This is a genomic window from Janthinobacterium sp. GW821-FHT03C10, from assembly GCF_059420865.1.
In genome coordinates, this window is sequence record NZ_JBWKUN010000003.1 from 338,972 (window position 1) to 352,428 (window position 13,457).

Genomic DNA, 13,457 nt, shown 5'->3' on the forward strand with positions numbered 1-13,457 from the left:
TCCCCCATGGTTGCCATGTCAGAAGATACCAATACCGAACGCGCCGGCTTCGTCGAGCGTTCCATCGTCCGCCACCGCGCGGGCGAATCCACTGCCGCCATCGACCACGTCGCCGAGGAAATCCCCGTCGCGCTGGTCTTCAATGGCATTTCCCACGTCGTCATGATGGCCACGCCGCGCGACCTGGAAGCATTTGCGTATGGCTTCGCGCTGACGGAAGGCGTGGTCGCTTCCGCCGCTGCCATCTTCGATTGCGACGTGTTCCTGCGTCCCGACTCCGCCGAAGTGGCCTTGACCATCGCGCAGGAGGATTTCGTGCGCCTGAAGGACCGGCGCCGCCAGCTGACGGGTCGCACGGGCTGCGGCGTGTGCGGCATCGACAGCATCGACATGCTCGATTTGCGGCCCGCGGCGCTGCCGCCATCCCTGATCCGCGTCGACTTGCCCGCCGCACTGGCGCGCGCATCCGCTGGCTTGCGCGAACACCAGGCGCTGATGCGGGAAACGGGCGGCGTGCACGCGGCCGCGTGGTGCACGCCCGAGGGCGACATCGCGCATGTGTTCGAGGATGTCGGCCGGCACAATGGTCTCGACAAGCTGATTGGCTACCTGGCGCTGCACGATATCGACATGCGGCGCGGCTTCGTCTTCCTGTCCAGCCGTGGCAGCTACGAGCTGGCGCGCAAGGCGGCGCGCATGCAGATTCCCTTGCTGGCGACGATTTCTGCCCCCAGTTCGCTGGCCATTTCCATCGCCACGCAGGCGGGCATGAAGCTGGTGGGATTCTGCCGTCAGGATGCCTTCGTCGATTACACGCCCGGCATCAGCATCTAAGCAGCAGAACGCTGCAGCAGCACCGGCACGGATTTCGATGTGGGCGTGCCCGCGCCGTCGGCCGTGCTGGCCAGCGGCACCAGCGCATTCGTTTCCGGAAAATACGCGCCCATGCAGCCGCGCGGGATGTCGTAGGCGACCAGCCGGAAACCGTCGACGCGGCGCGCCACGCCGTCGTCCCAGGCCCCGATCAAGTCCACCAGCTCGCCATCCGCAAAACCCAGCATGGCGATATCTTCCTTGTTGGCGAAGACCACCTTGCGCGTGCCGTACACGCCCCGGTAGCGGTCATCCATGCCGTAGATGGTGGTGTTGTACTGGTCGTGCGAACGCGTGCTCATCAAGACCATCAGGCGTTCGCCATGGCGCGCGCGGGCGCGGTGCAGCGGCGTGTCGAGGTCCAGCGGGGCGACGAGGAAGCTGGCCTTGCCGCTGGCCGTCTTCCACACGCGTTCGCGCGAGGCCACCGTCAGATGAAAACCGCCCGGCCGCGCCACCCTGGCGTTGTAGTCGTAAAAATCGTCGAATACCTTTTCGATATCGTCGCGGATGCGCGCATAGTCGGCCGCGTACGCGCGCCAGTCCACCAGGCCGCTGCCCACCGCCGCTTCGGCCATGCCGGCCACGATGGCCACTTCCGAGCGCAGCTGCGGCGAGGCGGGCGCATTGCGGCCGTACGAGATATGCACCATGCTCATCGAGTCTTCCACCGTCACGCCCTGCGCCACGCCGTGCTGCAGGTCGATCTCCGTGCGGCCCAGGGTGGGCAGCAGCAGGGCTTCCCTGCCGATGACCAGGTGGCTGCGATTGAGCTTGGTGGCCACCTGCACCGTCAGCGCGCACTGGCGCAGCGCGGCAAAGGTCAGTGGCGTGTCCGGCGTGGCGGCGGCGAAATTGCCGCCCAGCGCGATGAAGACCTTGACGTCGCCGCGCCGCATGGCTTCGATGGTGGCCACCACGTCGTGGCCGTGAGCGCGCGGCGGAGCAAAGCCGTACACCTGGCCCAGGCGGTCGAGGAAGGCGGTTGTCGGCTTTTCCTCGATGCCCACCGTGCGGTCGCCCTGCACGTTGGAGTGGCCGCGCACGGGACATAATCCGGCGCCCGGCTTGCCGATCTGCCCGCGCAGCATCATCAGGTTCGACAGCATGCGGATGGCCGCCACGCTGTGCTTGTGCTGCGTCAGGCCCATGCCCCAGGTGGCGATGATGCGCCGGCCCTTGACGACAATGTCCGTCAATGCCTCGATCTGCGCGCGCGCCACGCCCGATTCCGTCACGAGCAGTTGCCAATTCTCTGCGCGCAGGTCGTCGCGGAAGGCGTCGAAGCCGCTGCAGTGTTCAAGAATGAAGGCGTGGTCGATGACGGCGGGCCTGCCGGCCGCCTGCGCCGCGTCGTCATGCTCGACGACGCGCTTGGCGACGGCCTTGATCAGGGCGAAATCTCCGCCCAGGGTGGGTTGGACGAACAGGCCGGCCAGGCGCGTGCTGCCCAGGGTCGCCATTTCCAGCGCGCTTTGCGGGTCCATGAAGCGCTGCAAGCCCCGCTCGCGCAGGGGATTGATGGAAACGATGCTGCCGCCGCGGCGCGCGCACTCGCGCAGTTCGCCCAGCATGCGCGGATGGTTGGTGGCGGGATTCTGGCCGAAGATGAGGATGGTGTCGGCCAGTTCGAAGTCGGCCAGGGTCACCGTGCCCTTGCCGATGCCGACGGTGGCCGGCAAGCCGCGGCTGGTCGCCTCGTGGCACATGTTGGAGCAGTCGGGGAAGTTATTGGTGCCGTACAGGCGCGCCATCAGCTGGTACAAAAATGCCGCCTCATTGCTGGCGCGGCCCGAGGTGTAGAACGCGGCCTGGTTGGCATCGGGCAGGGCGCGCAGGTGGCGCCCCACGAGGGCGTAGGCGTCTTCCCAGGCAATGGGCACGTAGCGGTCGCTGGCGGCGTCGTACACCATCGGTTCGGTCAGGCGGCCGTGCTGCTCGAGCGCGTAGTCCGATTGTTCCAGCAGCTGCGTGACGGTGTGGCTGGCGAACAGCTCCGGGCCGGCGCGGCGGCTGGTCGCTTCGGCGGCGACGGCCTTGGCGCCGTTTTCGCAAAAGGCGAAGGTGGAAGCGTGGTTGCGGTCGGGCCAGGCGCAGCCGGGGCAATCGAAGCCGTCCGGCTGGTTTTGCGCCAGCAGCGCCTTCAGATTGCCGGGCGCGACCCGCTCCTGGCGCAGGCTGATGGCCACGTGTTTCAGGGCGTCCCAGCCGGCGGCAGGCTTGGCATAGGGGGTGATGCGGGGCGCTTCGTGATCGTCCATCGTGGCTTTCCTGTAGGGGAGTGTGGTAATTATGCACGATCCCCGCATGGCATTGACTTGCGTCATGGAAATGACATTCGGCTGTCATTTTCTTGACATATTAGACAAGTACGCTGGAGTCGTCTTGATCACAGGGGGTGAAACCATGCAAAACATAATCGCATCAAACGAAGCCAAGGCCCGGCCGGTCCAACTGGTGCTGAGCCAGGCCACTACAGCGGCGGAATTGCGCGAAGTCCAGCGTTTGCGTTACAAGGTGTTTATCGAGACCATGGGATTGAGCTCGCTGGCGAACGCCGATGGCCTCGACAGCGATGAATTCGACGCGCACTGCGATCACCTGATCGTGCGCGATGCCGATACCCTGAAGGTGGTGGGCACCTACCGCGTGCTGAGCGCGGCCAAGGCGGCCAAGATCGGCCGGCTGTACTCGGAAAACGAATTCGACCTGAGCCGCCTGAAGAACCTGCGCGGCCGCATGGTCGAAGCGGGCCGCGCCTGCATCCACCCGAAATACCGGGGCGGCAGCGTGATCATGCTGTTGTGGTCGGGCCTGGCCGAGTACATGCGCCGCGAGCGCTGCGACTACCTGGTCGGCTGCGCCAGCATCAGCCTGGCCGACGGCGGCCATAACGCCGTCGCCGTGTACCAGGCGCTGGCCGAAAAGCACATGGCCCCAAGCGAGTACCGCGTCACGCCGCACCTGCCTTTCCCCATCCACCAGGTGGAAGCGGCGCACAAGCCGCAGGTGCCGCCGCTGATCAAGGGCTACCTGCGTTCGGGCGCCTGGATTTGCGGCGAACCGGCCTGGGACCCCGATTTCGAAAGCGCCGACATGTTCATGATGATGCCGCTGGCGAATCTGGACGAGCGCTATGCGCGCCATTACGGGGTGGCGCCAGGCTAAGGCTGCCAGGGTTCACGCAGGGCAGCGAGGCTTGCAGCTGGCTGGCCAGCGCCTGCACGGCGCTGCGCAAGCCGGTGTCCGCGCCGTCGGGCGGCAGCAGTTCGAGCAGGAAGCGCAGCGGCGCCGTGATCGTTTCGGGTTCGCCGATGCTGCCGTGGCGCCGCACGGCGTCGTGGTACAGCGCCAGGAAGGCGGCGCGCGCGGGCGCGTCGAAGGGCGGGCCGTCCGGCACCTGCCACAGGGCCGCCAGCAGGGCGGCGCGCACGGGGGCGCCGGCATCGATGGCGCGGTGTTCGTCCGCATGGCGCTGGCGCGCATAGGCGATGGCGTCGTGCAGCAAGTCGCCCAGCTGCGGATCGAGCGCGCGCCAGGCGCCGCCGTCGCCATGGGTTTTCAGCAGCAGCGCGCCTGCCAGCACCTGGAAAATCAGGTCGCAGTCGGCCGCGCCGCTGCGCCGCCGCGCTTCTTCCAGCGCGGCCAGGCAGGCGTCCGTCATGGCGCGCAGGGCCGGCGCGCCGGAGTTTCCCGCGCGGCAGGCCAGGCGCGCCTGCAAGGCCCAGTAGCGTCCCAGCAGCGCCAGGCGCTGCGCCGTGGGCGCCAGCGCCACCAGCAGGTCGATATGCTGTTTTCCATCCTGCAGCAGCTGGCGTCCCTGGGCCGGGTCGGGCACGGCAGGCATCTCGATGCCTTCGCCCGCATCGATGCCGCACAGGGCCGCGCCCTGGCGTATCTCCAGTTCCGCCCAGTGCGCCAGCGCGCGCAAGCCCACCTTGCCGTCGGCCGCGCTGTGCGCCGCCCGGTAATGTTCGATGGCGCGCAGGGTGTTCTCCAGTCCCCCCAGGCCGGCGCGCGTGGCGGCCATGTTTTCGCGGATGTCGGCGCAGCCGAAGAAGCGCGCGCGCACGGCTTCCTCGATGCTGCCCAGCTTTTCCTCGATGGATGCGCGGCGCCCCGCATCGGCGCCCGCCAGGCGCGCGTGCAGGGTTTCCAGGTCGGCCAGCAGGTGGCCGTGGTAGTGATAGTCGGGCGCTTGCCAGGGCCGGCTCTGGGTGTTGGGAAAGCGGTAGCGGTCGTCGCCGTACGCCTGGTAGGCGCCCCAGGTGTTCGAGGCGGGGAATTGCAGATACGCCGCCTCGCGCGCCAGGCGCACGGCGTCGCCGAAGTATTCGCCGCTCAGCATGGCGTGGTAAAAGCTATGCGCGAAGATGCTGGCCGCCTGGTCGTCGATGCGCCAGCCGGCCGCGATCACGGCTTGCGAGCCCATTTCAATGAAGGCAGTGGCCAGGCTGGCGGCCAGTTTCGACCATGGCGCGATGGCGTCCGGGCGCATGTCGCCCAGGTGGCAGCAATTGATGAAGACGAATTGCGGCACGCGTTTCAATTTCCCCACCTGCGCCGCCGTCAGCCGCGTCTTCGGTCCCAGCACCAGGCCCGTATGCGCGATGCCGGGGCCGGCCACTTCGCCGTGGCCGGCCAGGTGGATGGCGAAATAGCGCTCGTCGAACAGGTGCACCAGCACGCGCTGCGCCTGCGGGCGCAGCAGCTCGCGCACCTGGTAGCCGTACGCGCCGAACATGCGCGCCACGTCCTGCGCCTCGGCCTGCGCGGCGGGCAGCTCGGGCAGGCCGGAATCGGTGTCGCCGATCACCAGCACGCTGTTGCTGGGCGGGCTGACGGCGGGCGGCTTCTCGCGCAGGCTGGCCAGCTGGCGCACCATGCCGATGCGCGTCGACAGTGGGCTTTCCTCGCTGCCCGCCTCGTCGCGCATCAGCTCCCACGGGTAGATGGCGGCGCTCTGGTCGACGGCCAGGATCAGGCCGCGCATCTCGGGGATGGCCGCCTTCAGGCCATTGGGCAGCATCAGTTCGTACAGTGCGCGCGACAGGCCCGGCTGGTCGGTGGTGTTGTCGGTGGCATCCATGATCAGGCCATCGACGGCCTGCCGCTGGTTCGGCTCTTCGTCGACGCTGTTGTGGGCGCGGTCCGTCAGCACGGTGAAGCGCAGGGCGCCGGACAGGTCGGCGGCGACGATCTGCACGCGGCGCCAGCCGTTGTCGCCGCTCAGGCTGGGCAGGATGCGCCGGTAGCCGCCGGGACTGTGGCGGATGCGCCGTTCGAACGTGAAGCTGCCCTGGTAGCGCGCTTCGGCCATGATCTGCTCGATGGCCACGGCGGCGGCGATGGCGCGCGCCTCGGACTGTTCATAGATGGCGATGTGGCCGATGCGGCACGCCATGCCCGCGTCTTCCAGGCGCCGGTTGGCGCTGCGCGCGCCGTCGATCAGGGCCCGCGCGCACAGGGCGATGCTCAAGCCGCCGTAGCCGGAACCGGACAACAGGCTGGCCACGCGCAAGCCGTGGTCTCCCATCGGCGGCGCGGCCACGTGGCCGGCGGCGCGCACCTGCAGGCAGACGCACGCGTATTCGAGCAGGCCGCCGGCAAAGGCGCGCGCCAGTTCGCCCGGCGTCAGCTCGCCCAGCGCGCCCAGGCCGATGACGATGGCGCCGCCGGGCCGGCGCGCCGCATCGGGCTGCAGCACCACCAGGGCAGAGTCGGGGCGCTGCGGAAAGCGTCCCAGCGCGTGGATTTCCTGCAGCTTGCCCGCCAGCAGACGGTCGAGAAAACTCATGCTGCCGCGCAGCGATTCGGACGCGTAGCAGCCGCTCATGACGGGCGCATCGGCCGAGGCCATGCTGCCGTGGATGACGGATAGGCTCAGCTGCGGCGCGCGGCTTTCCGGCGCGCTGGCGGGGCCGGCGGCGCCGATGGCCGCGTCGAGCAGTTCCTGCGGCTGCGGGTACAGCGGCGTGGCGTCGGGCGCATACGGATGGAAGCGGGGCGGGGCGCCGCCAGGCACGTGCGGCGGGTGCCGGGGCAGGGCGGCGCCCTGGCCGCCGTCGAGCAGCTGCGCGATGGCCGGGTAGTATTCCTTTTGCAGCAGCAGGTCGCCATGCGCCACCGGCAGGTAGCAGGCCGCCACGCCGTCCGGCACCGCGCCTTGCCAGGCCGTGCGGCCATCGCCGTCCGGCGACCAGGCCGTCTCGATGCCGCCGTCGCGCAGGCGCAGCGCCACCGGCGTGTCGGCGCAGCCGGCCAGGTAGCTGCAAAGGCGGGCATCGAGCGGGGCCGCTTCCAGCAAGGCCACGGTGGCGCGCGCCGCGGCCAGCGCCGGCGCCTCGGGGGCCTGCCAGCCGCCGGGCAGGCCCGCTTGCGCGTCGCCGGCGGCCAGCTGCGCCCAGGCGCCCGCGTCGAAATAATCGATGCCGCCCGCCTGCGGCCACGGCAGCATGTCGAGCACGCCGGGAAAGGCGCGCACGAAGCCGAGAAACTGGCGCCGCGTGTGCTTCCAGCCTATCCAGCAGGCCAGCATCTGCACCAGCCGGTCGCGTCCCAGCAGCACTTGCACCATCGCCAGCGTGCCCCGGTTGGCCGTGCCCACCTGCAGCAGGCGGCTGCCGGGCAGGGCGCCGAAGCGTTGCCAGCGGTCCTTCAGGGCCAGGCGCGCCACCAGCCCGCCCATGCCGTGGGCGACGATGCGCAAGGGCTGGCCGCGCTCTTCGGCGTCGCGCATGGCGTCTTCGAGCACGGGCAGGAAGGCGCGGCACGACTCCTGCAGCGACAAGCGCCAGTCATAGGTAAAGGGCCGCACTTCCTGGCTTTGCGCGAGAAAGCGGGCGAACGGCTCATAGCAGGACTCGAGCCAGCCGGCGCTGACGATGTGCGGCTGGCCCACGGCCAGGCGTTCGATGCGCCCTTCGACCAGGTTGACGGGGTCGAACCAGATGCGGTTGCTGCCCACTTGCAGGTGGCTGCCCATGATGTCGGGCAGCAGCAGCACGATGGGCGCGTGCGCGCGCCGTTTCGGCACTTCGCCGCCGCGCGCCAGCGGGCCGTGCTCGATGCCGGGCAGCGGCAGGTAGGCGCTCTCGTCGCCGGCGAGCGCCTGCATGGCGGCCTGACTGGAAGGCGCGCGCTCGAAGTAGTTCAGGTGGTGCGTGTGCGGCCCGCGCAGCAGCAGTTGCCGCACGGGCGTGGTGCGCGTGGCGCCGCCGGCCATCGAGGCGCAGTTGACCACCAGGTCGTTCTGCCCGCCGTACAGCTGGTCGTCGAGGCAGTCGCCCAGCCAGCCCAGCAGGCCATCGCCGCTGCATGCGCCGGCCAGCACGTGCAGCGGGCTGGCCACGCGCACGTCGGGCGCGTTGAGCAGCGCCACCAGGGGCGAGTCGGGCATCATCGCTTCCAGTCCCGGCAGGATGCGCGCGTCGCAGCGCTGCTGCACCACGGCCAGCAGGAAGGCCATGGCGCCATCGGGAACGCCGCCGTGCAGCAGCAGGTTGAACATCACGCTGGCCCAGCGGTCGAGCCGGCCCGACATCAGGGTGGTGCCGCGCGCGGGGCAAGCCACGCGCACGAAGCGGGCTATGCGGATGGCGCGCGTTTTCAGTTCCACGCTCAATTCGCGCAAACGCGCCGCATCCGCTTCGTGGCCGCCGCGTCCGCGCAGCCGCCCCTGCGCCGTGAAGTGCTCGATATCGTGGCTGTTGAACGCTTCGCCGCCCACCGTGTTTTCGCTCAGCCGTTCCAGGCCGTCGCCGGCCAGGTCGACGGCGCCGCGGCTGTCGATGCGCTGCGCCCGGGCCAGCAATTCGCCCACCAGGCCGCCGCGCGAATGCGTCAGCAGGTGCAGCACGGCGCCGTGCGGCACCTGGCGCACGAGGGCCAGCGCGTTCTCGATGGGGCTGTCGCTGAGGCTGCGGTGTTCGTAGCCGTAGATGCGGTTGCCGTACTGCGCCGCCAGCTGCGGCGCCAGGCCGTTGCGCCACAGGCCGGCAAAGCTGCGCTGGGTCGACGAGGCCGTGCCGTGCAACAGCAGCAGCACCGGTTCCGGCCCGGCGGGCAGGCTGGCGACGGCCGTCATGCTGCCCGCCTCGATGCCGCAGCGGTACAGTCCCAGCCGTTGTTCCAGTTGGCGGTCCTGGAAGGCGCCCGCCGCCGCCAGCGCCGTCATGGCGGCGGCGCCGCAGCGGTACACGCGCACGGCCCGCAGCATCCAGGCGCCCAGGCCGTCGCGGCTGGCGCCGGGCGGCGGGCGCGCCGCCTGCGGGCGCAGGGCCAGCCCCACTTCGATGCTGGCGGGCGCGCCGTCGCGCGCCAGCGTGGCCGGCCCCAAGTAGCGTGGCAGGTCGGCGCTGCTGGCCAGCAGCGAGCTGCCGTCGCACAGCAGCAGTTGCACCACGTCGGCCGGGCCGATATCGAGGGCGATGCGGCAGCTGCCGATGCCGCGCGCGCTCGACAGCACGTGGGTCTGGCCATCCCAGCCGGGCGCGGCGGGGCAGTCGCCGGCGCTGGCGAGGGGATCGCGCGTGAGCGTCAGGCGCAGCACGGGCGGCGCAAGGGAATCGCTGGACATGCGGTTGAGATCACTGGTTAAAAGCTGACCTTGATGCCTGCGGGGACGACGCGTGTTGTGTCAGATCAAGTTTGAGTGGAAATGCAGGGGGAGATGCTGGGAGGGCTGGAGCGGCAGGGCAGAGAAACGGTCAGCATGGTTTGGGCTGGGTCTCTTCGCTATCGTGCGCGGATGGTGTGCGGTGAGCGAACTACGCGAATTGTATGGCAAAAGTTCATGGCGCCGGGGACCTGGGTGCCTGGCATGGCATTACAACAGCGGGTGCTTCAATGGACTGGCGTGGCGGACAGTTCTTTCAGTTCGCGGATGGTGATGTCCGATTTTTCATGCATGCGCAATAAAATCGTTGCACCGACCGACAGTTTGCCGTGTCGAATCTTGCTGATGATGGGAGGCTGAACTTCCAGGACACGGCACAGTTCCGCATCATTTTTCAAGTTCAACTTCTCGATCAGCGTATCGAGCAGCTTGTTGGGCACAAAACTCGATGGTTCGAGCGCGCGCGCCCGGTTCATCGCTTCAATCATTTCCAGCTTCTTTTGCCGAACGTTCATTTACTCCTCCTTCAGGTTATGCAAGGGACGAGACCACTTTCTATGGTCCCGGCTATAGTTCGTCATCGCAGTACGGCTGTCTGGGTGACGTGACAACATTCGCGTTACAACATTGATAACCAGGCAAGTGTTTTCAATAATACTACGATAACAAAACTTGTGACAGATGGTCAGTTAAATTAACTGATTGTTTGATCAATTTGGTTGACGATTGTTGTATTTTGTAAGCCGCTTTTCGTCAGGATCATGGTCCGGTCCGCCATTTCGGCGGCGGCCAGCGAATGCGTGACCATGATCGCGCAGCTGCCGTTGGCCTTGATTTCGGCGCGCAGCAATTGCAGGATGCCGTGCGCCGTGTCCGGGTCGAGGTTGCCGGTGGGCTCGTCGGCCAGCACCAGCGCCGGCTTGTGCACGAGCGCGCGGGCGATGGCCACGCGCTGCATTTCGCCGCCCGACAATTGCTGTGGAAAGTCGCCGCCGCGTCCGCCCAGGCCGACGGCCTCGAGCATGCTGGCGGCACGCTCCTGGGGCAGTCCGTTGAGCAGCAGCGGCAGGGCCACGTTTTGCAGCAGGGTCAGGTGCGGCAAGACGTGGAACGCCTGGAAGATAAAGCCCATGCGGGCGCGACGCAGCCGGGTGGCGGCGGCGTCATCGAGGCTGGACATGGCAATGCCGTCCACCAGGATAGGGTGCGCTTCGGCACCCGCATCGGGCGTGTCGAGGCCGGCGATCAGGTTCAGCAAGGTCGATTTGCCCACGCCCGAATCGCCCATGATGGCGATGAATTCCCCCGCCTTGAAGCGGCAGGAAATATTCGCCAGCACGGGACGGGCATTGGCATAGGACTTCGACAGATGGCGCAATTCGAGCATGGTGATCTTGATTAATAACGGCTATCGTAAAGGGAGGCACGCGGGGGAGAGGGGGGCCTGGGAACTGCAAAGGGGCGCGGATTGTTTGGCCGGCAATGTGTAGTATACGACAGGCTTATCCTTTTTGCTTGGCAATACCAATTTTGTGTGCACGCCGGCTGTTCGACCTTAAGTTACCTGCCGCACGGCTGGCTTGCGCGGATTCCGCTATGATGAGAAAAAGTCATCGGCAAGGCGCCCGCAGACCGCTACGGCAGGGTTGGCGCGCCCGGTGGCTGACCGTGCAAGCCCTTCGTGAACCTAACATTGACGACGCCAGCCCATGACCATGCCACTCGCGCAACAGCAGTCTGATTTGTATCCCGCCAGCAACGCCGGCGCGGCCAGCGCCACTCCTGCCACGATAGCCGAGATCAGCAGCGGCTTGCTGGCGCGCGATGCCTGGACCTCGCCCAAGTACCTGTACGACGCGCTGGGCTCGAAACTGTTCGAAGCCATCTGCGCCTTGCCCGAGTACTATCCGACGCGCACCGAGGCGGCCATCTTCGCCCGCCACGGCGCCGAGATCGCCCACGCCGTGGGGCCGGGCAGCACCCTGATCGACCTGGGCGCGGGCAATTGCGCCAAGGCCGCCAGCCTGTTCCCCCTGCTGCATCCGGCCCAGTACGTGGCCGTGGATATTTCCTACGATTTCCTCAGTGAATCGCTGAGCCGGCTGCAGCAGCGCTTCCCGCACATCGAGATGACGGGCCTGGGCCTGGATTTCTCCAGCCGCCTGGACTTGCCCGACAGCGTGCGTGACGCGCGGCGCCTGTTTTTCTATCCCGGCTCGTCGATCGGCAATTTTTCGCCTGAACAAGCGACCGCCTTCCTGCGCCGCCTGCGCGCGAATGCGGACGGCGATGGCGGCCTGCTGATCGGCATCGACCTGATCAAGGAGGAGGCCATCCTCGACGCCGCCTATGACGACGCGCTGGGCGTCACGGCCGCCTTCAACCTGAACATGCTGCGCCACGTGAACGGCTTGATCGGCGCCGACTTCGACGTGCGCGCATGGCGGCACCACGGTTTTTTCAATGCCGACGAGAACCGCGTGGAAATGCACCTGGAGGCGCGCAGCGAGCAGTTTGTCCGCTGGAAAGGTGGCCAGCGGCGTTTCGCGAAAGGCGAGCGCATCCATACAGAAGACAGCTATAAATACACGCGCCCGGCCTTCGTCGGCTTGCTGGAACAGGCGGGGTTTTCCACCGTGCAAGTCTGGACGGACCCGCAGCAGTGGTTTGCAGTCATCTACGCGCGCGTCATCCGGGACTAAAAGGCCACGATGCTGATCGATCATTACAACAAGGTGCGCCAGCACTCGCTGCGGCTGGCCGAACCCCTGTCCGACGAGGATTGCGGCGCCCAGTCGATGCCGGACGCCAGTCCCGTCAAATGGCACCTGGCGCATACCACCTGGTTTTTCGAAACGTTTATCCTGGAAAGCATGGAGGCGGCGTTCGCGCCATTCCACCCGGCCTTCCGCGTGCTGTTCAACTCGTATTACAACGGCGTGGGCGAGAAGCACCCGCGCGCCCAGCGGGGCTTGCTGACGCGCCCCGGCATGGCGCAGGTGCGCGCCTACCGGGCCAACGTCGATGCGCGCATCGCGCGCCTGCTGGCGGGGGAACTGGCGCGGCCCGAGCGCGAACGGCTGACCATGCTGCTGGCGCTGGGCCTGGAACACGAGCAGCAGCACCAGGAATTGCTGTTGACGGACGTCAAGCACCTGCTGGCGCAGAGCGCGCTGTTTCCCGCTTACCTGGACAATGCGCTCGACGGCGCGGTGGCGCCAGCGCAAGAACACGCGCAGCCCACGGCCTGGCTCGCCTTCGACGGCGGCCTGGCGCAGATCGGCCACGCGGGCGACGGTTTTTGCTTCGACAATGAATTGCCGCGCCACCCGCAATACGTGGCGCCGTTCGAACTGGCCAGCGCGCTGGTGACGAATGGCGAATTTCTCGCCTTTATCGAAGCGGGCGGCTACCGCATGGCGCATTGGTGGCTGGCTGAAGGCTGGGACTGGGTCCGCACGCAGCAGCTGTCCTGCCCGCTGTACTGGCAGCGCGACGAGGCGGGCCACTGGCAGGAATTCACTTTATCCGGCTTGCGTCCGCTCGACCCGCAGGCACCGGCCACGCACTTGTCGCTGTTCGAGGCCGACGCGTATGCGCACTGGGCCGGCGCGCGCCTGCCGACGGAAGCGGAGTGGGAAGTGGCGGCGCAGGGCGTCGACATGCAAGTGGGACAGCTGCATCCGGCTGCCGGCGCGCCGGGAGCGGGACTGCGGCAAATGTTCGGCCATTGCTGGCAGTGGACCAGCAGCAGCTATGCGCCGTATCCGGGCTACCGAACGGCGCCCGGGGCGCTGGGCGAATACAACGGCAAGTTCATGCTGAACCAGTATGTGCTGCGCGGTTCGTCGTGCGCCACGCCGGCCGGCCATGCGCGCGCCAGCTACCGCAATTTCTTTCCGGCCGGCGCGCGCTGGCAATTTACGGGCATCCGCCTGGCGCGCCAGGTGGAATAAGCAAAGGTGGA

General features: G+C 67.7%; 8 protein-coding genes. 4 read left to right on the forward strand and 4 right to left on the reverse strand.

Annotated features, from left to right (window positions below; all coding sequences use genetic code 11):
* Positions 1 to 6: 6 nt before the first annotated feature.
* Entirely contained in the window at positions 7 to 834 is an 828-nt protein-coding gene (fdhD, locus tag AC07VH_RS12740; RefSeq protein WP_494788082.1) for a formate dehydrogenase accessory sulfurtransferase FdhD, read from the forward strand.
* On the opposite strand, the gene AC07VH_RS12745 is transcribed toward fdhD, so the two are convergent.
* On the reverse strand, positions 831 to 3,134 hold the full coding sequence (locus AC07VH_RS12745) for an FdhF/YdeP family oxidoreductase (RefSeq protein WP_494788083.1): 2,304 nt from the start codon (positions 3,132 to 3,134) through the stop codon (positions 831 to 833). The two genes, fdhD and AC07VH_RS12745, sit on opposite strands and share 4 nt — an antisense overlap.
* Positions 3,135 to 3,279: 145 nt before the next feature.
* On the opposite strand from AC07VH_RS12745, the gene AC07VH_RS12750 reads away from it, so the two are divergent.
* Positions 3,280 to 4,041 carry a GNAT family N-acetyltransferase gene (locus tag AC07VH_RS12750; protein ID WP_475416214.1) on the forward strand — a complete coding sequence of 254 codons (762 nt, stop codon included), beginning with the start codon at positions 3,280 to 3,282 and terminating at the stop codon, positions 4,039 to 4,041.
* Here the strand turns inward: AC07VH_RS12750 and AC07VH_RS12755 are convergent.
* The 3 genes from AC07VH_RS12755 to AC07VH_RS12765 all read right to left on the reverse strand — a co-directional run bounded on the left by AC07VH_RS12755 (position 3,974) and on the right by AC07VH_RS12765 (position 10,877).
* A complete protein-coding gene (locus AC07VH_RS12755) occupies positions 3,974 to 9,451 on the reverse strand; it encodes a CHAT domain-containing protein (RefSeq protein ID WP_494788084.1) in 5,478 nt (1,825 codons plus the stop codon). The genes AC07VH_RS12750 and AC07VH_RS12755 overlap by 68 nt on opposite strands.
* A 266-nt stretch (positions 9,452 to 9,717) precedes the next feature.
* On the reverse strand, positions 9,718 to 10,005 hold the full coding sequence (locus tag AC07VH_RS12760) for a hypothetical protein (RefSeq protein WP_034757399.1): 288 nt from the start codon (positions 10,003 to 10,005) through the stop codon (positions 9,718 to 9,720).
* 179 nt (positions 10,006 to 10,184) lie between these two features.
* Positions 10,185 to 10,877 (reverse strand): ABC transporter ATP-binding protein, encoded by a 693-nt coding sequence (locus AC07VH_RS12765; protein WP_289905495.1) that lies wholly within the window; start codon positions 10,875 to 10,877, stop codon positions 10,185 to 10,187.
* Between the two features lie 322 nt (positions 10,878 to 11,199).
* Here AC07VH_RS12765 and egtD point away from each other — a divergent pair, with 322 nt between their 5' ends.
* Positions 11,200 to 12,192: an L-histidine N(alpha)-methyltransferase gene (egtD, locus tag AC07VH_RS12770; RefSeq protein ID WP_475416211.1), complete on the forward strand. Its 993-nt coding sequence runs from the start codon at positions 11,200 to 11,202 to the stop codon at positions 12,190 to 12,192.
* 9 nt (positions 12,193 to 12,201) lie between these two features.
* The gene (egtB, locus tag AC07VH_RS12775) at positions 12,202 to 13,446 is read left to right on the forward strand and encodes an ergothioneine biosynthesis protein EgtB (protein ID WP_489627982.1); all 1,245 of its coding nucleotides are present in this window, start codon (positions 12,202 to 12,204) and stop codon (positions 13,444 to 13,446) included.
* The last annotated feature ends 11 nt before the right edge of the window (positions 13,447 to 13,457 follow it).

Coding starts and splice junctions, on each gene's coding strand:
- fdhD (WP_494788082.1), top strand. CDS start 7: ATGGTTGCCATGTCAGAAGATACCAATACCGAACGCGCCGGCTTCGTC.
- AC07VH_RS12745 (WP_494788083.1), bottom strand. CDS start 3,134: ATGGACGATCACGAAGCGCCCCGCATCACCCCCTATGCCAAGCCTGCC.
- AC07VH_RS12750 (WP_475416214.1), top strand. CDS start 3,280: ATGCAAAACATAATCGCATCAAACGAAGCCAAGGCCCGGCCGGTCCAA.
- AC07VH_RS12755 (WP_494788084.1), bottom strand. CDS start 9,451: ATGTCCAGCGATTCCCTTGCGCCGCCCGTGCTGCGCCTGACGCTCACG.
- AC07VH_RS12760 (WP_034757399.1), bottom strand. CDS start 10,005: ATGAACGTTCGGCAAAAGAAGCTGGAAATGATTGAAGCGATGAACCGG.
- AC07VH_RS12765 (WP_289905495.1), bottom strand. CDS start 10,877: ATGCTCGAATTGCGCCATCTGTCGAAGTCCTATGCCAATGCCCGTCCC.
- egtD (WP_475416211.1), top strand. CDS start 11,200: ATGACCATGCCACTCGCGCAACAGCAGTCTGATTTGTATCCCGCCAGC.
- egtB (WP_489627982.1), top strand. CDS start 12,202: ATGCTGATCGATCATTACAACAAGGTGCGCCAGCACTCGCTGCGGCTG.